Raw genomic sequence first — 22,901 nt, 5'->3', positions numbered from 1 at the left:
AAAGCGCGCTTTGAGTTCCGCTGGGATGATCAGTTTAATCTAGCACTCGACCCTGATACTGCACGAGAATACCACGACGAAACGCTGCCAAAAGACGCACATAAATCAGCACACTTTTGCTCAATGTGTGGCCCCAAGTTCTGCTCAATGAAAATCACCCAAAACGTGCGCGAGTACGCCAAGGGTTTGGATGTTAAAGAAGATCTGGGCGCAGACGCTATGAGCGCAGCAGAGATTGAGCAGGGCATGGCGCAAATGACTGAAAAATACCATAGCGAGGGACGTCAGCTGTATAAAGAATTGTGATAGTCAGAATTAACTTTTGTCCCACAAAAAAGCGCTACTAATCAGTAGCGCTTTTTTTGATAGCTAATTTCTTAGTAAAAGACCCGCTTAAACCTTTGACGCTTTATAAATCTCGTCAATAGAGGCATTAATGGTATCGGCAAACTCTTTATCGCTTTGCTGCTTACTCAACCCTTCAGTAAAGGCACGTGAGAAACTGGCAATCATACCTGGATTTTTCTTGAGCTTTTCACAAGCATCGCTACGACTATAACCGCCAGATAATGCAACGACTCTTAACACTTTTGGATGATCGATCAGCTCTTGGTAAAAACCCTCTTCTTCAGGCAATGTCAGTTTGAGCATCACTTGGTGATCATCGTTTAAACGCACAAGATTACGTAAAATATCAGCTTTCAGTAGTAACTCGCAATCATGCTTATTAGCACTATCAATATTTACTTCTGGCTCAACAATTGGCATAAAGCCTTTAGAAATAATTTGCTTTGCAACGTCAAACTGCTGCTGGACAACCAGTTCAATACCATCAGCGCTTGGTTCATAAATAACTGAACGCATTTTGGTACCAAACACTGGATAGTTTTGGGCTTTATCTAACAACGTTTCCAAATTAGGAATTGGACGCATCACTTGTACGCCACTCATTTGTTCTGCCAAGCCTTTATCGACTTTTAAAAACGGTACAATGTTTTTGTCTTCCCACAGATAGTTGGCTGTTGGCTTACCATTAACTTCGCGATCCATCGTATCTTCAAACAAAATTGCTCCAAGAACACGTTCATTATCAAAGCAGTCGCAAGTCATGATCCGAGCACGCATCTCATGTACAAGGTCAAACATAGCCTCGTCATTGTCATACGCATCACCAGTGACACCATAGTTCTCGAGAGCCTTAGGAGTACTACCACCACTTTGATCAAGTGCTGCGATAAACCCTGAACCTTCTTTTATTCGTTGTAATTGCTTTTGATATTCCATTAACGATACATCCTCTAATGATTAATAAGGGTAAATGTTTACTTTGCTAGATTGGGCGGTATACGACAACTTGCATATGTTTCAACTATAAGCAACCTTAACATAGGACGTGCTATGTGCCTATATTCGATAAGTTAACAATCAATGTATTTTGAGAACAGTTGTTGATTTTGTGTATGGTAATATTATGTTTTATTATATATATTGAATTGAGAATATACAAACCTAACCTACTGTTCACCTACAAAATTCCATCATCATAGAAATTGCCAATAAATTTTGCATTATTTGTTATATGACTGACTTCACAAATGTAATGTCTTTAAGCTAAGAATAGAACGGCAACGCAGCTTACTGCTAACAACAATCCTAGCATGTTGATACGATTGAGTGACTCCTTGAACACACCTACCCCAATAATAGTTGCTACTGCAATGACTCCAACATTCATACCAGTAAATACAATACTTGGCGAGTCAGACAACATTTGATGCGCACGCACATAAGCATAGATATTACCCATATTCAGCGCACCGAGCAGTAATCCTGCGACAAGGGCATTACCTTGCCAGCGCACGCGAGTGATAAGTAAATATACAAATAATAATACCCCTGCTAGACCAAAACTGACAAACAAAGTCAGAGGAAATGCCGTCCCTTGTTTAGCAACTTGTTTGAATAAAATATCAATAACGCCATAACCTGCCCACACGCCAAAAAGCCATAAAGGTGTTCTTAGCGCAGAGTGTTTATGAGTCATCTGATTCGTTTTGTTATTGCTACTCACATTAGAGTTATTGGTTTGTTTTGGGCGATAAATCAGTGCGCCAAGTGCTAAAAACCCTAACGCTAGCCCCAATATACGGGTGCCAGTCAACACTTCGCCAAATAATAGAAAAGCGGCAATGATAGGTATAATCAATGATAAACGTTGAGCAGCATCGGTTGCCACCATTCCGACGGCTTCGATGGCTCGTCCTAGAACCACAAATACTGTAGGTAGCAGTATGCCAAGCGCAATAATGATACCCCATGCACTGCCAAGCGTATTAATACTACTCACTTCTGGCTTTAGTAATAGCCAAGTAAGCAAAAAAGCGACTGGATAACCGGCGACGATCGTTTGACGGATATCTATGTTTTTTTGTCGTAGTACTTTGAGTAGAACAGAAACAGCGACACTACAAAGCACCGCAATCGTTAAATACATCATCAACTTCTACCTTATTGAGTCGCAATTTTGCGTATTTTTCATTCTTTGACCAGTGCGAAAAATCTTGGCACAGTTGTTTTCAATGCTTCATACTTGACTAAGTTAGGTTGTCGAATACTACAAAGCAGTGAAAGGTAACAAAATACTTTTTGTACAGCAATTTATTTATAGTAGTTTTTATCAACTAGCGCCAAACATGTCCTGCTGCGTTCAAATTACAATTAGCATGCAGGGGTAAGCGCGAAGTTTTGCTAAAATAGCACACAATCCTAACAACACAAGTAATTGTCCAAGATAGTGTCTAATACCACTTATCTTGGGCGTATCGTCATTGCCTATGAATGCTCTATTTCGTTTTTTTGAAAACCGTCTTTCTGCCTTTCCTGATACGCCTATGCCATTGCCCTCACCTACTGATGGGCTATTAAAGTTTTTGTGGGCATGTACTAAAGGCCTGCGCGGATGGCTGTTGCTTTTTATGGTTTTGTCCGCCGGTATTGGTGTTTATGAGGCAATGCTATTTGCTTGGATTGGCAACATAGTCGATTGGCTTGGTATCTATACCCCGCAAAATCTATGGGCAGAAAAAGGCGACCTATTACTCCTCATGCTTGCAGTGTTGATATTAAGTCCGTTATGGATTGCCTTGTCGTCTTTTATACATTTTCAGACTTTGCAAGGCGTGTTTCCCATGCAAATGCGCTGGCGTTTTCATCAGCGCATGTTAGGTCAGTCCATGCAGTTTTATCAAGACGAATTCTCTGGTCGAGTCTCAGCAAAAGTGATGCAAACGGCACTGGCAGTACGTGATACTGTTATGACTGTCACTGACATGTTTACCTACGTGACTGTATACTTTATTACTTCTGGTATTATTCTATTCAATCTTGATAGCTTATTACTAACCCCTTTTGTTATCTGGTTTGTCTTAGTGGGCCTCACCATTTGGTTTTTTATTCCACGGTTAAAACGCACTGCTATTGTGCAAGCGGATGCCCGCGCTTTGATGGTCGGGCGTATTACCGATGCCTATGCCAATATTATGACGGTCAAGCTGTTTAGTCACTCACGCCGTGAGTTGGGTTACGCCAAAAACGCTATGGGACAGTTTTTGGGAACGGTACATGCCCAGATGCGCTGGGTCAGCTATCTTGAAGTATCAACGCATCTGATTAGTGTCATCTTAGTGAGCAGTACTGCTGGGATAGGATTATATTTATGGCAGCAAGGTGCAGTAGGCGTTGGCGCTATTGCCGCAGCGACTGCTATGGCGCTACGCCTTAATGGTCTCACTCGTTGGATTATGTGGCAGACGGCTACCTTGTTTGAGAGTATCGGTACTGTACAAGATGGCATGCGGACTTTATCAGCGCCTCAGACCATCATTGATATGCCTAATGCTTCTGCGTTAAAAGTTACTGATGGACATATCGTATTCGACAACGTTGACTTTAGTTATGAAGATGAGAATACTGAAAATGTAATGGCTAGTGAGTCTGGTGATAGCAGCCCTACTCTTACATCTGCACCAATCAAACTACTTGATAGCTTTTATTTAGATATCAAACCCGGTGAGAAGATTGGTTTGGTGGGACGCTCAGGTGCTGGTAAGTCAACCTTGGTTAATTTGCTCTTACGCTTTTTTGATGTCGATAGCGGTAAGATTTACATCGATGGACAAGCAATTGACGAAGTCACGCAAGAGTCATTGCGTCAGCAGATTGGTATGGTCACTCAGGATACCTCACTCCTGCATCGTACTGTTCGTGAAAACATCGCTTACGGTCGTCCTGATGCCACGGATGAAGAGATTATTTTTGCGACCAAGCAAGCTCAAGCTTGGGACTTTATCAAAGACTTATATGATGACAAAGGCAATACCGGTCTTGATACCCAAGTTGGTGAGCGCGGCGTCAAACTCTCTGGCGGACAACGTCAGCGTATTGCCATATCACGTGTCATGTTAAAAAACGCTCCTATTTTGCTTTTAGATGAGGCAACCAGTGCGCTTGATTCTGAGATTGAATTTGCCATTACCGAAAGCTTAAATGACATTATGACTGGTAAAACCGTTATTGCTATCGCGCATCGTCTATCAACGATTGCTGCACTAGATAGATTGGTCGTTATGGATAAAGGACAGATTATCGAACAAGGTAGCCATGACGAATTGTTAGCACTAAAAGGTGTCTATGCTGGATTATGGCAGCGTCAAAGCGGTGGTTTTTTGGGTGAAGACAACTAATCTTCATCCAAAAATAATAAAAAGGGAAGCCTTAACATGGAAGCATTTACAAATAGTATCGATATCAGCGGCAAACAAGCACGTTATTACGACCTCCATCAGCTCAATAGCTCAGAGAAAACCATGACGCAAAAACGTCCACCTGCCCATTTTTATGGTGGCAACAGCTTTACGGTTGGTACTTACTCCCCGCTACTAACCGAACTTGCAGATAACTTCGATATCATCTCGCTGGCGCTGCGTGGCTATTGGTATGATAAGCCTAAAGCTCGGTGCCTAACTCGTGAGCAAGATGCCGATATGCTTATTGAGTTTTTGGATAAGACTCAAGACAAGCCTATTATCGGTATTGGACACTCCCAAGGAGCGACTGCAACGGCGATGGCAGCAGCTAAGCGTCCTGATCTATTCTCGCAGCTGTATCTTATTGAGCCGGTCACCTTTACCAAAAAACAAACCGCATTATATAACCTACTCCCACGTGCTTTTATGCTTAGCCGTGAACCGTTTAAGAGCACCCTGACCAAGCAAACCAGATGGTCAAGTATCAATGATTACTACGAGCATCTGCGCAAGCAACGCGCGTACAGACGTATCAGTGATGAACATTTGCTAGTATTCGCTGAGCAAAGCCTCGCTGCTAATACTGACGGCAGCTACTCTTTAATCTTCGATCCAGAACAAGAGCTTGCCAACTATTTTGGTACGCCGCATATTGATAGTGCTCTTAAAAAACTACGCTGTCCTTATACACTGGTCACAGGCAAGCCCACTTTATTTATTAACCATAAAGTCCGTAAACAATGGCAAAAATTCGTACCTGACAACAGCCTAATATCACTGTCTGAATATGGGCATTTGTTACCGATGGAAGCGCCTGAATTATGTGCGCAGATCATAAATGAGCACTATAGAGACAATAGATAAACCAAACGATGACTGACCTTTTTGCACCATTACCGACTGATAATCTATTGCCTTATGATGGCAAGGTAAACGATTTGGGGGTTATTATTGATAATCCTAATAGCCTCTACGACATTCTCTTAGCTGAGCTTCTTTGGCATTCGGACGTCGTGACTTTATTTGGTAAAACTCATGTCACTACACGTCAAATTGTTTGGATGGGTAATGACAATACCAGCTATCACTATTCAGGACATAGGCGCCAAAGTGTACCATGGTCAAAATCTGTGTTTCATGTGAAACAACGTATCGAAAAACAGTTAGCAGATATAGGAATCGAAGTTGATTTCAATTCCTGCTTACTGAACTACTACCCTTCAGGCGCTGACGGTATGGGCTATCATGCAGACGATGAAAAGGAGCTCGGCGTACAGCCAGTTATCGCGTCTTTATCACTGGGTGCCACGCGCAAATTTGTCTTAAAGCACAAAAAAAACTCAAGATAAAGTCGAACTTTATCTTGAGTCAGGTCAGCTTATTGTCATGCATGGTGATACCCAAACGTTTTGGAAGCATACCATTACTAAGTCTAAGACCGTTGCCGATGGACGAATCAGCCTGACCTTTCGGCAAATAGCATTTAGTTAATCAAATCAAGTTTAGCTAACTTTTAAAACAATTTTGCCAAAGGTATCACCTTTTTGTAGCTCACGATGCGCAGCGACAACTTCAGATAGCGGATAAGTCTGCTGAATTTGTAATTTCAACTTTCCATCTCCTACTTTATGTAAGACCTGACTCATAACCTCTCCACTACGTTGAGCCTTAAAGCCTGCCACATTTAGGTTGTCCTGGCTACCCGCCTCTTGAAGTTTGTCAACCCAAATAGTAGGTAATACATTGACGCGTCCGCCAGATTTAAGCACATCAAGCGCACGTACGCCAGCATCATCACCGACTAAGTCCAGTAGCACATCAGCTTGTAGATCAGGAAATGCATCTTCTTTAGTATAGTCAATCCAGCCTGCAAGCTTGCTCTTATCTACGAGAGTATCGAGCTTGCTATATTTTTCTGGTGAGCAGATAACAGTGACTTTGATGTCATCTTGATTGACCTTTTCCATCAGTAACTGAATAAGTAGATGACCAACACCGCCTGCTGGGGCATTGATGACGACATGCTCGCCTTTTTTAATATCAGCAAACTCTACAAACTGTAGCGCTGTTTGTCCGATACAAGGCAATGCCCCTGCTTGCTCTAGCGTTACCGACTCTGGTACTTTGGCAAGTAGATTGGCATCAACTGCAACGTACTCAGCATAACAGCCACCATCAAAAGTCAGAGCTGCAACTTGTTCACCGACTGTGAATTGCTCGTTATTACTTTTAACTACAACGCCAGCCACATCAAAACCCAAAATGGCAGGTTTACCGTGCTCAAACTTATTGTTGCGTATGTTTTCTGCACCCCAACCCTTACCTTGGCGAGTTTTATAATCGACAGGATTGATACCTGCATATGCTACTTTTACCAAAACTTGGTCATCGCTCAAGTCAGGGATAGCGACACCATCTTGATAGTGCATGACATCGGGCTCCCCAAACTCACGAATAAGAACGGCATGTTGAGTCGTTGGTAAGGGATTATTAGAAATGGTAGACATAATTATATATCCTTATATTTTATGTAGTTATGGTTGTTTGTCTCATTAGTATATAGATTGAAAACCCACACTATAGCAGAGCGAGTTCAGCACTGATAGGTAAATGATCTGAGAGCTTAGACCATGGTTTGCCATTATGTACCCAAGCACTTTTTATAGAAAGATTGCGAACATAAATACGATCTAAGCTGAGTACCGGCAGCTTTGCTGGGAAGGTCGGTAACAGCTTACCATGACAGTGCCTAAAGGTCTCAGTCATTCCAAGGTCACTGGCTAATGTATCACAAGACAGTTTTTTCCAGTCATTAAAGTCGCCTGCCAAAATTAGCGGTTGATCTGAGGCAATCTCATTGCGTACATAGTCACTAATTGCCTGATATTGTTTGATACGGTCGCGCTCAAATAAATTAAGATGAGCACATAACACCACTACTGGCTTCCTCCAGCCAGTTGGCTGTACTTCACAGTGCAACACACCGCGTTGCTCTAGCTTATTCACAGTGATATTGACATTGTGCTTGGGATCTAATGGGAATCGACTCAATACCGCATTTCCATGATGACCGTTTTCGTATTCTGAGTTTTTGCCATAGCTATTTTGCAGCTGCAAATACTCACCAAACCATTCATGCTGAGATTGATCAGGGTATTCGTTATAGTGCATGTTGCGCCTCAAGTGTTGACCTTGCACCTCTTGTAAACATAGGACATCAGACCCTACCTCTTCAAGAGCTTGAGCAATTCCTTGCATTTTTACTCGGCGATTAAGTGGCGACATACCTTTATGGATATTATAGCTGGTCACAACAAAAGAGTTTTTATTCATCATAGATTTAGTATTCATAGCATAAGTGTTATAAACAATTATAGGCGTTATCCATACTATAACAACATTAATGATAATTTTAGCTTTATCGTTATTGCATTAGATCGTATTGAGCATTTAACTGCTAGAAGTGGTTTGTGAATGACCAATACACCTAGATGTTTGAAACAGAAAAAAGCATTGGCCCTTATCGAACCAATGCTCTTGTTAGCGATAAACCATCATTATTCAGTTAACTGATTGGATAATCAGTAGCGCGTAACCAAAGCAATTGGCTGGTCTTCGCTCATAATGTCTTGTGGCATAAACACCACTTCACCACCATTATGCATGACATGTTCTATAATCTCACCAACAGCATCATCCGTTACATCGTTTGCAGCAGCGTTGTCTGCCAGCATAAGTGTTTGAGCTTTTTCATCAATCTTAGCTGATTGCATATAGCCACGGCGTACATAAAGCGTCTCGCCTGCTCCTTGGAAGGCACTACGATAAACTTCTTGCAAATCGGTACGTAACATCTCTGCACCGCGCGCTTTATCAATCTCGCCAAGTGCGGCTTCGTGTAACGATGTACGATAGCTCTCTACTGCCTCTTGGACACCATCGATAATATGTTGAGCGCTGCCATCTTCTAGATTGGTAACGTTCGAGACTTTAGCAATGATATTGTCTGGGCGATCACAGACGTCGTTATAATAGCTGATATTGCGTGCATCACCGACCACAACCAGTGGCATTTTGTGCTCGCCCCATAGCTCTTGTACACTTTTATCAACTTGGTTAAAAAACTCTTTTAGATAGTTATCTTCTTTGTTTGCTGAACGATCAGACCCTGCATCACCTGTGGTATATAAACCATTGTTTTCTATAGGAAATGGGATGTTTTCCATATTGTTCTGGCTATCAGAATCATTGTCAAATTCTCTGACAACGCGATCATTAGACGCTTCGATCAAACGCGCCACGTCACGTGTGAGGACCACCGTATAATAATGTACAGCACTTGCCATATCACGGACAAGATCACGAGTTGCAAAACGATCAGATATTACGACGCGCTCTTTGGTATCAAGTGGCATACGAATGATTTGTACATCGTCAGTGCTAGCAAAAATTGCTAACGTATCAAGGTTATAGTTATGGTTGAGATCATCTGTTTTAGCATGAATATTTTCTAAAATAGTAGACGCTGTCTGCTTATCATACTCATTGGTCAAGCGCTCTTCGACTACTTTTAATTGGTTCTTTAGTGCAATAGGATCTTGTTCATTTCCCGGATGCTCACGGTGTGTTTTTACAAATATACTTACTGCAGGATCAGCTTTTGTTTCACGTAAACTCTTGAGGGTCGCTTTCATAAATACTTTTCCTTATGTTGTTGTTATGGATTCCAACTCATAAAATACTCATACAGACTTAATGGCTTTACTTGATGTATGTAGTCTAGTTTAGATAATCAGCTTATTACGCTCATCTGGCATCGATTGTCTTTTTATAGTTATTAGCTGGCATCGATTGTCTTTTTTATAGTTATTAGTATGCAAAACCTGATTTAACATCATGTTCTGCACATGACATATATAATAACCATCAGATGAAGCCGCAGTTTTATGTTGGAACAACTATGATGCTACCAAGTTAATCTAGCGAGCTATAGGGTTAGTTTGCAAGCAAATGATAGCGCTTTGTAAGCATAAGTAAGAAAGATTTATTATTACAACTGCCGATACTCACTATAAACCCAATATAGAATAATCAATATAGACTATTTACTTATCGTCCATCACGGTAAGCTTGTATTCTGAACAAAACAGACCCATCATTAAAGTGACCTTTCATTCTTTTATTTACTCCATTAAATATGCGAGTAAAACCCAAGCTATTAAAAAATAACACGTGTGTTTTACTAACTTGACCTTTATTGTCGTTGGATACTTCTATGACTACGATCGACCCAAATCTACATCTTATTGACTTTGATGCAACCGACCCTATTGACTTACAGATAAAAGTAACGGATGCAATTAAACAAGGTAATGACTTTTTAGATAAAGTTGCAGCATCAGCAGATAAAGAATCTAACACTATAAATGCTAAGCAAGCATTGAGCGATATCATCATGTTTGATCATATCAATTTAGCGTTGGATCGCAGCTGGGGTGTTTTGTCACATCTCAATAGTGTAATGAGCAACGACGAGATTCGTCACGTTCATCATGAGTTATTACCTAAACTCTCAGCTTATGGTACTCGCGTCGGTCAGCATCAACCATTATTTAATCGTTATCAGGCGATCGCTGACGATAAAGAATTCTTTGCAACGCTTGAGCCTGCTCGTGCGCGCGCTATTGAACTTGCCCTGCAAAGCTTTGAGTTATCAGGTGTGGCATTGCCAAAAGATAAGCAAGAGAAGTTTGCTGATATTCAAAGTACACTCTCAACACTGTCTGCGACTTTTTCTGATCATATTTTGGATGCCACCCAAGCCTTTGTGTTGCCATTACAACAAGAGCAATTAGCAGGCTTAACGACAAGTGGCTTGGCGCTATTGGCAGATGCTGGCGAGCAATACAAATCTCGCGAACTTGCTAATGGTACGCGTACGCAGGCTGAGATTGATGCGCTACCGACACCGTACTATGTAGCAACTTTGAACATACCTGTGTATTTGGCTGTCACGACCCATGCCGACGACCGCAAACTGCGTGAGACGCTATACCGCGCTTATGTCACCCGTGCTTCGGAGTTTGATCAGCATACCAATGCCAAAGGCGAGTCGCTAAATAACGCTGACATCATGAGTCAAATTCTACAACTGCGTGAACAAAAGGCTCAGCTATTAGGCTTTGAGAACTACGCTGAAATCTCGCTTTCGACTAAAATGGCCGACAGTGTCGCCGAAGTTGAGACCTTTTTACGGAATTTGGCGACCAAAGCCACCCCCACAGCTAAGCAAGATTTAGCCCAGTTACAAGAATGTGCCCGTGATTATAACATCACTGAGCTACAGCCATGGGACAGCGCTTATATTGCTGAAAAGGTAAAACAAGATAAATTTAGCTTATCGCAAGAAGAGATTCGTCCGTACTTCCCCTTACCGAAAGTTATTGACGGCCTCTTTGCTATCGTAGAACGTTTATACGGTATCACCGTGCAAGAACACAGCGAGTCGATATCGCGCTGGCATGAAGATGTGCGCTTTTATCAACTATTTGATGCTGATGACAACTTACTTGGCGGTTTTTACTTTGATTTGTTTGCCCGTAGTGGTAAGCGCGGTGGAGCGTGGATGAGTGGTTTTCAATCACGTTACAGCAACAAGGAGCAAGCATATCAGCAGTTACCAGTCTGCTTTATGGTTGGTAACTTTACCCCAGCGCTAGATGGTCAACCAAGTTTGCTCACTCATGATGAAGTATTAACCTTATTCCATGAGTTTGGTCATGGTCTACATCATTTATTGACGCAAGTAACGGTTGGTGATGTCGCAGGCGTAAACGGGGTTGAGTGGGATGCGGTCGAGCTGCCTAGCCAGTTTATGGAAAATTGGGCTTGGGAGAGCGATGGCATTGCACTTATTAGCAGTCATGTCGAGACAGGTGAGCCACTGCCAAAAGATAAGCTTGATGCGTTGTTGGCCGCCAAAAACTTCCAAAGTGGTATGCAGACATTGCGTCAAATTGAATTTGCATTGTTTGATTTATTGATTCATGCGCATACGCCAGCGCTTGATTATGCAGGTATTTTAGCGACCCTACAGGCAGTGCGCGATGACATCGCTATTATGGGAACCCCTGACTATAACCGCTTTGCCAATGGTTTTAGTCATATCTTTGCTGGCGGTTATGCAGCAGGTTATTACTCTTACAAATGGGCTGAGCTATTGTCTGCCGATGCGTTTAGTAAGTTTGAAGAAGACGGTATCTTTAATCCAATCACCGGTAAGGCGTTTCGTGAGACCATCTTATCTGTTGGCGGTAGCTTACCAGCAAAAACCAACTTCGAGAATTTCCGTGGCCGCAGTGCCAGTATTGATGCTTTACTACGTCATAGCGGCTTTGATGACACCGTTGCCAATACGGCGGCAAATGCCCAAACTACACGCGAGGTGAGCTGATGCGCTATCAATCAAACCGGCCAAAAAGACAATTTTTAGCAGGAGTACGTTGCCCCAAGTGTCAGGCATTAGACGCGATTGTACAAGTCAACATTGTGACACCTGTGCCTGATGAGTATATCGAATGTACTCAATGCGGTCATAGTGAGCATCGTCCTGACTCCGATGAAATCAGCGCAAAAAACCATCTTGAGGATCAGCTGATCCGTGATGCAACAATCACGGGGACTAGCGGTACAGTTAAGTTTAAAAATTAAACTTAGCGTCTTAAGACTTATTTACGCTCGTAAATTCGCTAAAGATTTAGACCTATACATGACAGTTGTACTTACCATTAGCCTATCTATTGATAGGCTTTTGTTTTTTAGTTTGCTATAGTATAAAAAACTGCCCTCGATACAAACTGGCCCTGGTATGACTTCTAAACAACCTTCACCTACTTTATCTAAAACAGCAACTAGCACTCGTTCAAAAAAACTCATAATGATGGCCTTATTATCGCTAGCTGTTGTTATCGCTTATTTTGTATGGGCACGCCCCCTATCAACAACGCCGACTCCCATAAAAGAGACAACAACAAAAACTGTGCCTTCTCAAGTTGATACGTTATCAAAAAACGTAGATAGCAATTCATCAGAAGCAGCAGGTGTTGTTAAAACTAATAATCCATCTTCACCCACTGAAAATACTGAGTCAATTGAGACGCAAGTAACTGATTCTGAAGTTATATTGAATGCCAAGTTACCAGAAACTGATACTTTAGCCAAAGAAGAGGTTGATCGCTTAGAAGATGAACGTCAACGCTTAATAGAACAAGAAAAACTGGCAGTTGAACAAGTACAAATGAATAAAAAATTAACCGACATGAAAGCTGAGCAAATTAAATTGCTTGAACAACAAATCGCCCAGCTAGAAGCTGCACAAACGACGACTCAGTAATATAAAACAGTTTATTAAAGATATAAGTAGCTAACCGTATGTCAGCCTATATAGACTGCTACTAAATGCCAGCTTGAATGCATATCACTTATCAAACTATTTATATTCAACCATTTATTTTTGGGGTATCTGTTGTGACCACTTTGCGTTTGACCCATGCCCCGATTCTAAATAGCAGCGCGCAGGTATTGATTTTGCCGGTTAATAATGCTGGTGTATTGCTAGATCCTATACTTATGCGGACGAAGACCTTGTATCCTGACAACTATCAACGCTATCTTCGCGCTTGTCGCGATAGCAGCCTAAAAGTGGGTAGTTGCCTACTGCATAAAAGGTTGCGCGAGTCGGCAGGTCTTGGTATTAGTAGCAATGGTAATCAGCCAAGTTATGTGGCTAATTTAATCATATCAGATCACCCCTACCATCCGGTCCGGTCACAGTGGCTCACTGCTGCACTCATTGATTTACGACAGCAGCTAATACCGTTAATACGTTACCAAGGTATACGCAGGATTGCCTTATTAGCACGACCGCTTCTCTTTACTCATTCACAGCGTCATACAGACAACGAACCTCCTACTTCAAATATGACTATTCTAGACTGGGATACAGAGACCTTACCCCTTCTCACTCAATATCTGCAAGATATACCAAAAGTTCGTATTGATATTCATCTTCCTAAAAGTATAACTGTCTGAACTTGTTAAATTTCCTAGTAAAATGTTTTTTCCTGTAGGTCTTAATAAGTATATTTATGTCGTGATATTGATTAAAAGGTCACTCCAGCCTAGTATCGAATGTGAGTGCCCTTAAGCATAAATATTTTTTAATTAACGACCTAAACAGGAGAATTAATTATGCCAAATAATAATTCTAGCAAAAATAACACTAAGAACGAAAACAACGATGCGGTAACAGCTGTAGAGGTTGTCAAAGACGATACCGTGGTATTTGAAGATGGTAATTTCGAAGAATATAACGCTGAGCATGACTACCAAGAGGATAAGGAGCAGGACAAGAAAACTCAAGACGATAAGACCAAAGACAAGCAAACCCAAGAAAAGAAAGTTGGCAGTGCTGCTAAAGATGATAAATCAGCAGCTAACAAGTCTAAAAGCCAAGACAAACCTGAAAGCTCTAGTAAAGCTAAAGATACTGACACTGATACTAAGTCAGACAACAAAGGCAAATCTGAAAGCGCTAGCAAAGATGCAGAGGCTGACAAAAATCAGAAGTCTGATAAAAAAGAAGCGTCTAAAAAAGACACTAAGGCTGAACAAGACGATCAGTCTGACAAAGCTGGCGATACTAACAAAGAAAGTAAATCTAGCCAAGAAGAGAAGACTAGCAAAAGTGACAAGTCTGACGACGCTGAAGAAAATAATGCCAACCAGCAAGACGACACCGAACAAAACGACGCTGATGCAAAAGAGCAGTCCGATGAGGATAGCAACTCTAATATGTCGATGGCAGGTCTATTCCAGTGGGCAAACAAGCTCAGAGAAGACTTTATGTCTGAAGCGATGGGCATGACTAATGGCGTTACCGGAAAGGCTACTGCTATGACGCTAGAGCGACTAATCGCTGTAGTAGATATGGAGCTTGCCGCCTTTGATAAAAGCGTAGAAGTTGCCAAAAAACTCATCGCAAATGTAGAAGAAGAGCGCAACAAAATCGCAAGCAGAAAAGAAAAATATCAAGATATGATTGATGATTTAAATCAAGAGTAAGCACTTTAAATCGTTAGTCTAAAGTTTAAGTAATCCAATGTTAGACGTTCATTTAAGCGTTTGGCATTGGATTTTTTTTGGCTGAGTAAACGCTTTGGCAAATGCTTATACGGGCATATTTGTACTTTTAATTTTACTACAAGCTTTTTTATTTTGAAAACACTGACCAGCCTGTTCTCTCTCCTAGTAGCTCTAACGCTTTAGTCCCAAGTTTTGAGTTGCCGACCGAATTTAGGCCAGGTGACCATACTGCAATTGCACCCTTACCTGGCGCTATCGCTAGAATACCGCCACCGACGCCGCTTTTGCCCGGCAGACCCACCTGATAGGCAAACTCCCCAGAGCCATCGTAGTGACCACACATCATCATTAATGAATTGATCCGCTTGGATTGCTGCGGGCTGATCACCTTTGCCCCTGTGGGTTGATTGATACCATTAGAGACCAAAAACAGGCCAGCACGGGCTAACTGCTCACAGCTCATTGCAATCGAGCATTGATGAAAGTAAGTATTAAGTATCTTATCGACATCATGCTGTAGATGTCCAAAAGACTTCATAAAGTGAGCGAGTGCGGCATTTCGATCTTCGTGGTCGATCTCAGATCTTGCCACTTTATAATCAAAACCGATCGAATCATCGTCTGCTATAAAGTGCACAAACTCTATAATCTCATCCAGTATCTCTTTTGGCTCGCGTCCCATCGTAATAGCATCCACTACCGCAATCGCCCCTGCATTGATAAAAGGATTACGCGGTCGGCCCGACTCATACTCGAGTATGGTAATGGAATTAAAGGGGTCACCTGAGGGTTCACGGCCGACATGATTCCAAAGTGTACTGCCAAGCTTACTAAGACCAATAGTTAGCGTAAATACTTTGGAGATACTTTGTATGGAGAACAGCGTACTGGCATCTCCAGCCGAGTATACTTGTCCATCAGGAGTCGCGACGGCGATACCAAACTGATTGGGATCGACATGCGCCAGCTGCGGGATATAATCTGCTACCTTTCCGCGGTCGGTCTCAAGTGCCATTTGGGCAGTAATGTCATCTAGAATTTGTTGCATCATAAAGGGGTAACCGTGTTTTTATTGAGTTTTCTGAATAGGCATGATTTTAACTGAATTTGGCAGGATAAGACGGAGAAATTATATTTTGCTATTATTCATCATGACACATAAAGTCTGATATAAGTAACTCCATTCTAGCGGTCTGTTTTGGGTAGTCTATTGATAGATTTAATAAGCAAAATAAATGTTTCCGTTGGAATATACCGATAACATACTGAACAATTAAGCCCCTTTTTTCGACCAAACACAATCACCATAAGTTGTTGAAGAAATATCAAACTATAGAGAAAATACTGAGCCTCTAGCCGACAGTTTACTTGGTACTGTGCCGCTCACACTCAAAATACCCCCTGACTACAAGGCTAAAAGGCTTCGAGCCAATCTTCCATTAGTTTATTGAATAAAGCCATTATGCTTGCTGGTCTAAAGCAATGACTGCCTGTTTCAACCAAGTACCCGCCTTACCTAAAGGTTTTTCTTTATGCCAAACCAACTCGACCGCAACTGGCCAACTGTGCTTATCAAAGTCCAGCTTTGGTGACACCAAAGAGCCATCTTTTAATGCGTCAAGAATAATATGCTCAGGCACCAACGCCCAACCAAGGTTACGTTGGACAAGCTCGATAATAACCCATTGACTCTCCACCCACCATACATCAGCAGCAACCCTTAAACGTGATTTTTCTTTACTCTCGTTTCGCGTTGCTACAATCAACTGACGATACCTTTTTAAGTCCTCCCAGCTTACCAATCTATTTGCTATTTCATGCTCGGGTGAGCAAACCATTTTAAGGGGAATCCAGCCTAAGGTATGAAAGCTAATAGCTGACGGTAAATCTTCTTGGCTCCACATAATGCCCAAATCTGCCCGCTTTTCTAAAATCAAACGACTGACGTCTTCCATGATGGGAAGAAGCAATTCTAACTCCACACTTGGAAATAAGTTATCAAATTCATCCAGCAATCTAGCCAGCCACTCTGATGGATAAAGATCGTCCACTGCAAGCACTAAACGGCTTTCGACCCCTTCGCTTAAGCTTTTGGCAACACCAAAAAAATGCTCACAGCGCTCTAAGATTAGATAAGCTTCAGCTAAGAGACGCTCACCTTCTTCAGTTAGCTTAGGATAACGACTATCTCGGCCAAATAAAACGTTATCCAAGTCGACTTCTAAATTAGCAACTGCCGCACTAACCGATGATTGAGCTTTGCCTAACCGACGTCCTGCTGCCGAAAACGACCCTGTTTCCACAGTCGCCACAAATGCTTGCAACTGATCTAAAGAAAAGTTCATGTATCGGTTTTTCCTATGGATAGTAACTTTGAACTATTATTTTAGCAGATACAATAGATTTAAATTAACAATATGAACTAATATTCTATAAGGATTGAACATGCGAACTCATAGAGATCGTATTCGTCACGCTGTTGGATTTGAAATAATTGCATTAATACTATCCATCCCAATTATGAGCTTCTTCTTTAATTTTGATATTAAGGATATCAGCGTTATTGCCATCACAGGCTCTATCATAGCAACCCTATGGAACTACGGATTCAATATTGCCTTTGATAAGGGGATGGTGAGATTTAAGCGCAGTACATTTAAGACGCCAGCGTTAAGGGTGCTTCATGTATTACTGTTTGAGAGTGGCCTGCTGATTCTATATCTGCCGATGGTCTCTTGGTATCTTGGCATTACTTTATGGCAAGCCTTTATTATGGATGCGTCATTGGTTGGATTTTATCTGGCTTATACCTTCTCTTATAACTGGGCTTATGACAAGATTTTCCCAATACCGTATTTTAACTATGAAAAAAATGAAGCGGTTTCTATATAGACTGCTTTATCTATCTACAAAACAACTTTCTAATTATTCAAAAACAAAAAAAACCGCCCTGACTGCTATTACTGACAGTTCAGAGCGGTTTTTTATATCAAACTAAGCTACTTATTCAGCAGTTGTCGTTGTACCCTGCTCAATACCTTTCATAGTCAACTTAATGCGACCAACATGAGATTACTCCAGTGCTCATCTTCTTTAACCAGTTCCATTAAACTCAAATAAAATTTAAGTATAGCTTATTGTACTCTACAAAGTTGAATTGTGGCTATTTCATCACTTCAACGGATAAATTTTTGAATCTAATAAATACTACTCGTAGACTATCAACTGATAAGTTAGGCTCAACCAACTCCCTCCTTCCTATCTTTTCATTAATGATCTATAAATAGTATTAAGCGTTACGTATTACTGGTTTCATTTATGTACATCCTAATCACGCTGATATACGTTTAGACAAGTGAACCTATAAGATACTTGGGCTATAACTTAGTAATTAATGCTTAACACAGAAGCCAACTACAAATTATTCTATAATGACTCCAATATGAAGGACTCATTTAAATTGATATCTGAGTAAAAAATACGTTTATTTATCTCTTAAAAGCCCTTCAATTATCCAATTTTGAAGGTTTAAATCACTCTCATGCCAATTTATATCTTTATCCCAATACCCTGCAGAGCGCTCAAGAAAATTCAACATAGGAAAGCCATAACTCATTTCTACAACTCTAATTTCATCATCTATACCGTGGATAAGGTCTATGGCTAACGACTGAGTTTGAAGTTTATCAGAAACGTTAAAAGCTAACTCTATATACCTTTTATCAATTTTTTCGTTATCAAAAACCAAATTCCCGCTTCCTGATGCTCTAAAATCGTTCTCTCTAACCATCCTCTTTAAAGCTACTGCTCTATTATCAATCACGACAACTCTAACATCAAAACCTTTGTTTTCTATAAAGTCTTGAAAATAAGCATAATCACGTTCAGGACTTTGTTTTTTAGCAAACTCACTATTAAAAACAAATCTTGTAACACCTTTTAAAACATTTGTTAACGAACCTACACTTAATGTATCTTTTCCACTCTTTCTAAGCGCTTCTTTTAAATACCCAACCCTATCTAGCTGAGGGAATCCCTTTCCAAAAGACTTGTTTATAAACTTAACTGCGTCCGATTTTGATCTCGCCAACTTAACATTACTAGATCCTGCACCTCGAGTTAGTTTGAAAACTTTGGGATAGCTAGTATTCTTTGCCCATTTCTTCGCTTGTTTCTTATCATAAAAAATATAGCTAGGAACTATTGGTATACCAGCAGCTTCAAGAAGATACTTCTGAGCGACCTTATTATCAAAATGCCAGTTTGTTTTAAAATCAGGAAAAACCCTTAATCCTGAATGTTCTATAGCAAAAAGGATATTTTTAGCAGCGAGAACATCCTTGATTTGGGAATGATGATGATGCCACATGAAAACATCATAACCTTTTAATTGTTCTATAATATCAGTATCAAAAGCATTAACTAACTTATAATCAATATTTTTATTTTTGCAATATTCAATCCAACGATCGGAAAAACTCCCTGGTCTATGATGAATAGCTACTTTCATTTATATTTTCCTTAAAAAAATCATTGAATATTTTAAAAAACGGAGTCAATAGATTCTGCTTTTCTTAAAAAAGAAGTCATTAAAACACAAAATTGAATTAATAGCACAATTGACACCGTATTAATGAAGCAAAATTATTGGTGTGATATGGTTGATGTGATATCCAAATTAATTGTATATCGTAAAATTAAGTACATCTTAAATAGACACCAAAACGTAAGTTGCTTTAACATAATGCGGTACATTTTGAGTACTAGATTTTAATAGCATTGGATAGCAGTTTAACAGCCATTATGAAGCCCGTACTCAAAAATAAAGACAGCAACATCTTGATGTTATTAAAAATATTTTAAAAGAATAGCGAAAACTACTACAAAAAAATTGATAATTAACACACATTCTAATATTACGAGTAATCTATCTAACTATAAAACACTATATAGATAGAATCAAACAATATGTTGCAATCCGAATATAAGACAAAAATTTAGAAAAACACTTATTTATTACTTAGATAAAACCAATAAAATATTGAAATCAAAACTTATGATTCAACCAAAAAGTCCATAACCACTATTATAACGATGCTGATGGCAAATTAAAGAAGACTCAATCTATTTTAGAAAATATTACTACATGTGGACCACAAAGTATATTGTCATTATGTCAATAGCTAGATCTATTGTTACGTATAGCGCACAGCCAGAGACTAATATCCTTACTAAGAAACTAAATGCATTTGATAAAAGTAATATTTAACTATTTAGTAACATTAAAGAGATAAAAAAAACGCCCTGACTGCTATTACTAACATTTTAGAGCGGTTCTTTTACATCAAACTAAACTATCTATTCAGCAGCTGCATCCTGCTCTACCCCTTTCATAGTCAACTTAATGCGACCACGGTTATCGACGTCTTGAACAAATACATTAACGGTCTGACCTTCTTTTAGATAGTCAGACACATTCTCTACGCGCTCTTCTGCGATTTGTGAAATATGTACTAAGCCATCCGTGTTTGGCAAGACGTTAACGAACGCGCCAAAGTCAACGATACGAGCGACTGTACCTTCGTAAGTTTTACCAACTTCAACTTCGGCCGTCAATGCTTCGATTTTACCGATAGCAGCTTTAGTTGCCGCTTTGTTCTCACCAAAGATACGAATCGTACCAGCATCATCAATATCGATAACCGCGCCAGTCTCTTCTGTGAGCTGACGAATCATCGCGCCGCCTTTACCGATGACATCACGAATCTTGTCAGGATTGATTTCGATAACCGCGTAGTTCGGTGCATGAGCGTTGATTTCAGTACGGCTCTCTGGCAATACCTGGTTCATCGCATCTAAGATATGGATACGACCAGCATGAGCTTGTTTTAACGCTTGCTCCATGATATCAGGCGTAATACCTTCGATTTTGATATCCATCTGAAGCGCAGTAATACCATCCTTAGAACCAGCGACTTTAAAGTCCATATCGCCAAGATGATCTTCATCGCCTAAGATGTCTGATAGAACAGCAAAACGCTCGCCTTCTTTAACCAGACCCATTGCGATACCAGCCACAGGTGCTTTTAGCGGTACACCAGCATCCATCAATGACAAACTTGCACCACAAACAGACGCCATAGAAGAGGAGCCATTTGATTCAGTGATTTCTGATACTACGCGGATGACATACGGGAAGCGCTCGCTGTCCGGTAGCATCGCCTGTACACCGCGACGTGCTAAGCGACCATGACCGATTTCACGGCGTTTTGGGATACCTTCACGGCCTGTTTCGCCCACTGAGAAATGCGGGAAGTTATAGTGCAACATGAAATGATCGCGAATAGTGCCACTTAACGAATCAATCATATTGACGTCACGGCTGTTGCCCAAAGTAGTCGTTACCAATGCTTGGGTCTCACCGCGAGTAAATAACGCTGAACCATGAGTATATGGCAATACACCTACTTGTACATCTAACGCACGAACCGTCTCAAGATCACGACCGTCAATACGCGGCTTACCAGATAAGATATTGTCACGCACTGTACGGTACTTAAGATCGTTATAGATCTCTTTTAGTTCAGATACGTTATCATTGTATGATTCTGACTCTACATCGCCTGCTAACGCGTCAATAGCAGCGTTTTTGATTTCATCAAGCTTTGTGTAGCGGTCTTGCTTACTAGTAATGGTATAAGCATCAGCCACTTGCTCGCCAAACTGCTCTCTCATGCTAGATTCTAGCGTTTCATTATGCTTAGGTGCTACAAACTGTTGCTTGGCAGTACCGACTTCTTCTGCCATCGAAGTAATGTTATCTATGACGATTTGCTGCTGTTCATGACCGTACAGTACAGCACCAAGCATTTGATCTTCTGACAGCTCTGCCGCTTCAGACTCTACCATCAATACTGCAGACTTTGTACCAGCTACGACTAGGTCGAGATCACTCTCTGTAAGCTGCTCAAGCGTTGGGTTTAGTACGTATTCACCATTGATAAAACCAACACGGGCTGCCGCGACAGGTCCGTTAAATGGCGCATCAGAGATAGCTAACGCTGCTGAGGCACCGATTAGGGCAGCGATATCTGCAGATTGAGTTTTGTCTGATGACACGACTGTCGCTGTGATTTGAATTTCGTTGACATAACCTTCAGGGAATAATGGACGGATTGGACGATCAATCAGACGCGAAGTTAGAGTTTCAAACTCACTAGCACGGCCTTCACGTTTACCGTAAGCACCTGGGATTTTACCCGCTGCATACATTTTTTCTTGATAGTTTACCGTTAATGGAAAGAAGTTTTGGCCATCTTTGGCTTCAGACTTTACTACCGCTGCCACCAATACTGAAACACCGCCCATATGGACCATAATTGAGTTAGCTTGGCGGGCAACACGGCCAGTTTCAAGGACGACTTTTTGGTCGCCATATTGAAATTCACGTTTAATAGTATTAAACATTGTCGAATTTGTCATATATTTTTCCTAATGTTGAATGACGAAAACAATATTAATTGCATATGCATTCTAATATTGGTCATTAAGTGTTCTGTCGTAATTTGATGTACTGATAAATTGTATTTACAATCCTATTGCGGATCATATACTTATCAACGGTACTACTGTATTTTCTTTATTATTCAAATTTGGTTTTTATAGCCATTGGTCATGATAATCTCTAATAGAAACTTACACCAATTTTACATTTCCATCTCTACGTAGATTATGCCATACAACCTACTAATATTCAGAGAAAGGCTATAGAATAAATACTGTGACTTGACCCATTATAAAATTGCACAATGCACTATTTTACAGTGATTTATGAGCATTGACCAATTAAATACAAAACTGAACGTTCTTTTGGTCAAAAGATGGACTATCAAGTACTGATAATATCTGGCCTTTACTAAATTTCCATAAAAAAGCGGTGTGAAACTATTCCAC

General features: G+C 40.6%; 18 protein-coding genes and 1 pseudogene. 10 read left to right on the top strand and 9 right to left on the bottom strand.

The window, feature by feature from the left end; genetic code table 11:
• Window positions 1-306, top strand: a 306-nt coding sequence (locus tag PENNN9_RS00785) for a phosphomethylpyrimidine synthase ThiC (RefSeq protein WP_197409057.1), incomplete at its 5' end; no start/stop codon positions are given.
• Window positions 307-393: 87 nt separating this feature from the next.
• Here PENNN9_RS00785 and PENNN9_RS00780 read toward each other — a convergent pair.
• Both PENNN9_RS00780 and PENNN9_RS00775 read right to left on the bottom strand, forming a co-directional pair.
• Window positions 394-1,284 (bottom strand): fructose bisphosphate aldolase, encoded by an 891-nt coding sequence (locus PENNN9_RS00780; protein ID WP_058367870.1) that lies wholly within the window; start codon window positions 1,282-1,284, stop codon window positions 394-396.
• 322 nt (window positions 1,285-1,606) lie between these two features.
• Window positions 1,607-2,497, bottom strand: a complete 891-nt coding sequence (locus PENNN9_RS00775) for a hypothetical protein (RefSeq protein WP_058367869.1) — start codon at window positions 2,495-2,497, stop codon at window positions 1,607-1,609.
• 337 nt (window positions 2,498-2,834) lie between these two features.
• Between PENNN9_RS00775 and PENNN9_RS00770 the strand changes: the two genes are divergently transcribed.
• The 3 genes and pseudogenes from PENNN9_RS00770 to PENNN9_RS00760 all read left to right on the top strand — a co-directional run bounded on the left by PENNN9_RS00770 (window position 2,835) and on the right by PENNN9_RS00760 (window position 6,296).
• Entirely contained in the window at window positions 2,835-4,742 is a 1,908-nt protein-coding gene (locus tag PENNN9_RS00770; protein WP_058367868.1) for an ABC transporter ATP-binding protein, read from the top strand.
• A gap of 36 nt (window positions 4,743-4,778) precedes the next feature.
• Window positions 4,779-5,669, top strand: a complete 891-nt coding sequence (locus PENNN9_RS00765) for an alpha/beta fold hydrolase (protein WP_058367867.1) — start codon at window positions 4,779-4,781, stop codon at window positions 5,667-5,669.
• Window positions 5,670-5,677: 8 nt separating this feature from the next.
• Window positions 5,678-6,296: pseudogene (locus tag PENNN9_RS00760) on the top strand (alpha-ketoglutarate-dependent dioxygenase AlkB family protein).
• 11 nt (window positions 6,297-6,307) lie between these two features.
• Here PENNN9_RS00760 and PENNN9_RS00755 read toward each other — a convergent pair.
• From PENNN9_RS00755 to PENNN9_RS00745, 3 genes are all read right to left on the bottom strand, one after another.
• On the bottom strand, window positions 6,308-7,312 hold the full coding sequence (locus PENNN9_RS00755; RefSeq protein ID WP_075103322.1) for an NADP-dependent oxidoreductase: 1,005 nt from the start codon (window positions 7,310-7,312) through the stop codon (window positions 6,308-6,310).
• Window positions 7,313-7,382: 70 nt separating this feature from the next.
• Window positions 7,383-8,138, bottom strand: a complete 756-nt coding sequence (locus PENNN9_RS00750) for an endonuclease/exonuclease/phosphatase family protein (protein ID WP_058367874.1) — start codon at window positions 8,136-8,138, stop codon at window positions 7,383-7,385.
• A 248-nt stretch (window positions 8,139-8,386) separates the two neighbouring features.
• The gene (locus tag PENNN9_RS00745) at window positions 8,387-9,499 is read right to left on the bottom strand and encodes a hypothetical protein (RefSeq protein ID WP_058367866.1); all 1,113 of its coding nucleotides are present in this window, start codon (window positions 9,497-9,499) and stop codon (window positions 8,387-8,389) included.
• Window positions 9,500-10,080: 581 nt separating this feature from the next.
• Here PENNN9_RS00745 and PENNN9_RS00740 point away from each other — a divergent pair.
• The 5 genes from PENNN9_RS00740 (at window position 10,081) to PENNN9_RS00715 (ending at window position 14,927) form a co-directional block, all read left to right on the top strand.
• Window positions 10,081-12,258 carry a M3 family metallopeptidase gene (locus PENNN9_RS00740; RefSeq protein ID WP_058367865.1) on the top strand — a complete coding sequence of 726 codons (2,178 nt, stop codon included), beginning with the start codon at window positions 10,081-10,083 and terminating at the stop codon, window positions 12,256-12,258.
• A complete protein-coding gene (locus tag PENNN9_RS00735; RefSeq protein ID WP_058367864.1) occupies window positions 12,258-12,515 on the top strand; it encodes a YheV family putative metal-binding protein in 258 nt (85 codons plus the stop codon). Before PENNN9_RS00740 ends, PENNN9_RS00735 begins: the two co-directional genes overlap by 1 nt.
• Before the next feature lie 157 nt (window positions 12,516-12,672).
• Entirely contained in the window at window positions 12,673-13,197 is a 525-nt protein-coding gene (locus PENNN9_RS00725; protein WP_143505692.1) for a hypothetical protein, read from the top strand.
• A 77-nt stretch (window positions 13,198-13,274) separates the two neighbouring features.
• The gene (locus PENNN9_RS00720; protein ID WP_227511670.1) at window positions 13,275-13,895 is read left to right on the top strand and encodes a hypothetical protein; all 621 of its coding nucleotides are present in this window, start codon (window positions 13,275-13,277) and stop codon (window positions 13,893-13,895) included.
• Between the two features lie 159 nt (window positions 13,896-14,054).
• Window positions 14,055-14,927, top strand: a complete 873-nt coding sequence (locus PENNN9_RS00715) for a hypothetical protein (protein ID WP_058367861.1) — start codon at window positions 14,055-14,057, stop codon at window positions 14,925-14,927.
• A gap of 148 nt (window positions 14,928-15,075) precedes the next feature.
• Here the strand turns inward: PENNN9_RS00715 and PENNN9_RS00710 are convergent, their stop codons facing one another.
• A complete protein-coding gene (locus PENNN9_RS00710; protein ID WP_256713868.1) occupies window positions 15,076-15,999 on the bottom strand; it encodes a glutaminase in 924 nt (307 codons plus the stop codon).
• Window positions 16,000-16,408: 409 nt separating this feature from the next.
• Window positions 16,409-17,293 carry a LysR family transcriptional regulator gene (locus tag PENNN9_RS00705; RefSeq protein WP_058367860.1) on the bottom strand — a complete coding sequence of 295 codons (885 nt, stop codon included), beginning with the start codon at window positions 17,291-17,293 and terminating at the stop codon, window positions 16,409-16,411.
• Window positions 17,294-17,393: 100 nt separating this feature from the next.
• Between PENNN9_RS00705 and PENNN9_RS00700 the strand changes: the two genes are divergently transcribed.
• Window positions 17,394-17,840, top strand: coding sequence for a PACE efflux transporter (locus PENNN9_RS00700; RefSeq protein ID WP_058367859.1), 447 nt, complete (start codon window positions 17,394-17,396; stop codon window positions 17,838-17,840).
• Between the two features lie 592 nt (window positions 17,841-18,432).
• Here PENNN9_RS00700 and PENNN9_RS00695 read toward each other — a convergent pair.
• Window positions 18,433-19,458, bottom strand: a complete 1,026-nt coding sequence (locus PENNN9_RS00695; protein ID WP_058367858.1) for an ATP-grasp domain-containing protein — start codon at window positions 19,456-19,458, stop codon at window positions 18,433-18,435.
• A gap of 848 nt (window positions 19,459-20,306) precedes the next feature.
• Window positions 20,307-22,415, bottom strand: a complete 2,109-nt coding sequence (gene pnp / locus PENNN9_RS00690) for a polyribonucleotide nucleotidyltransferase (protein ID WP_058367871.1) — start codon at window positions 22,413-22,415, stop codon at window positions 20,307-20,309.
• Between the last annotated feature and the right edge of the window lie 486 nt (window positions 22,416-22,901).

This window comes from Psychrobacter sp. ENNN9_III (assembly GCF_001462175.1).
Lineage (GTDB): Bacteria > Pseudomonadota > Gammaproteobacteria > Pseudomonadales > Moraxellaceae > Psychrobacter.
Note: the sequence above shows the minus strand (reverse complement) of the source record. Positions and strands in the feature narration are given on the sequence as shown.

What these genes read in the sequence shown, in the direction of transcription:
- PENNN9_RS00780 (WP_058367870.1), bottom strand. Translation starts at nt 1,284, where the DNA reads ATGGAATATCAAAAGCAATTACAACGAATAAAAGAAGGTTCAGGGTTT.
- PENNN9_RS00775 (WP_058367869.1), bottom strand. Translation starts at nt 2,497, where the DNA reads ATGATGTATTTAACGATTGCGGTGCTTTGTAGTGTCGCTGTTTCTGTT.
- PENNN9_RS00770 (WP_058367868.1), top strand. Translation starts at nt 2,835, where the DNA reads ATGAATGCTCTATTTCGTTTTTTTGAAAACCGTCTTTCTGCCTTTCCT.
- PENNN9_RS00765 (WP_058367867.1), top strand. Translation starts at nt 4,779, where the DNA reads ATGGAAGCATTTACAAATAGTATCGATATCAGCGGCAAACAAGCACGT.
- PENNN9_RS00755 (WP_075103322.1), bottom strand. Translation starts at nt 7,312, where the DNA reads ATGTCTACCATTTCTAATAATCCCTTACCAACGACTCAACATGCCGTT.
- PENNN9_RS00750 (WP_058367874.1), bottom strand. Translation starts at nt 8,138, where the DNA reads ATGAATAAAAACTCTTTTGTTGTGACCAGCTATAATATCCATAAAGGT.
- PENNN9_RS00745 (WP_058367866.1), bottom strand. Translation starts at nt 9,499, where the DNA reads ATGAAAGCGACCCTCAAGAGTTTACGTGAAACAAAAGCTGATCCTGCA.
- PENNN9_RS00740 (WP_058367865.1), top strand. Translation starts at nt 10,081, where the DNA reads ATGACTACGATCGACCCAAATCTACATCTTATTGACTTTGATGCAACC.
- PENNN9_RS00735 (WP_058367864.1), top strand. Translation starts at nt 12,258, where the DNA reads ATGCGCTATCAATCAAACCGGCCAAAAAGACAATTTTTAGCAGGAGTA.
- PENNN9_RS00725 (WP_143505692.1), top strand. Translation starts at nt 12,673, where the DNA reads ATGACTTCTAAACAACCTTCACCTACTTTATCTAAAACAGCAACTAGC.
- PENNN9_RS00720 (WP_227511670.1), top strand. Translation starts at nt 13,275, where the DNA reads ATGCATATCACTTATCAAACTATTTATATTCAACCATTTATTTTTGGG.
- PENNN9_RS00715 (WP_058367861.1), top strand. Translation starts at nt 14,055, where the DNA reads ATGCCAAATAATAATTCTAGCAAAAATAACACTAAGAACGAAAACAAC.
- PENNN9_RS00710 (WP_256713868.1), bottom strand. Translation starts at nt 15,999, where the DNA reads ATGATGCAACAAATTCTAGATGACATTACTGCCCAAATGGCACTTGAG.
- PENNN9_RS00705 (WP_058367860.1), bottom strand. Translation starts at nt 17,293, where the DNA reads ATGAACTTTTCTTTAGATCAGTTGCAAGCATTTGTGGCGACTGTGGAA.
- PENNN9_RS00700 (WP_058367859.1), top strand. Translation starts at nt 17,394, where the DNA reads ATGCGAACTCATAGAGATCGTATTCGTCACGCTGTTGGATTTGAAATA.
- PENNN9_RS00695 (WP_058367858.1), bottom strand. Translation starts at nt 19,458, where the DNA reads ATGAAAGTAGCTATTCATCATAGACCAGGGAGTTTTTCCGATCGTTGG.
- pnp (WP_058367871.1), bottom strand. Translation starts at nt 22,415, where the DNA reads ATGTTTAATACTATTAAACGTGAATTTCAATATGGCGACCAAAAAGTC.